The following is a 338-nucleotide window of genomic DNA, read 5'->3' as shown; positions in this document are numbered from 1 at the left end:
CTTCGTTAAGTTCAAACACTTCCCGAAAAGTGCCACTGGCGAGATAGTTGAGAAACTGAGATTTGTCCGGTGTGTAGCTAGAAAACCGAAAGCCTTTCCACCCTAAATTCACCGTTTTTCTTAACCCAAGCTAACGCCCAATTAAGGGGTGAACAACGCTACCACCCACACCTAAAGCATTGTGCCATAAACACTAAATTTGAAGTAGAGACAAAAATGCCAAGCGTTGAGAATCCCTCTTAAATTGCTTGTTAACTGCACTTTTTCGCAATAACTAAACCATGATTACTACTACCAAGCAATGATGGTTCTGCACATGTAGAAAGGTGATACTTCAA

The 338-nt window shown here is 41.1% G+C and carries 1 pseudogene; it reads right to left on the bottom strand.

The features are described 5' to 3' along the window. Positions 1-251: 251 nt before the first annotated feature. A pseudogene (locus tag AACW06_RS20230) lies at positions 252-338 on the bottom strand (SAM-dependent methyltransferase); the annotation flags it as partial.

The organism is Vibrio sp. S12_S33, assembly GCF_963889785.1.
GTDB classification, from domain to species: Bacteria; Pseudomonadota; Gammaproteobacteria; order Enterobacterales; family Vibrionaceae; genus Vibrio; species Vibrio aestuarianus.
The sequence above is the reverse complement of the archived record's forward strand: the minus strand, read 5'-3'. Positions and strand labels throughout refer to the sequence as shown.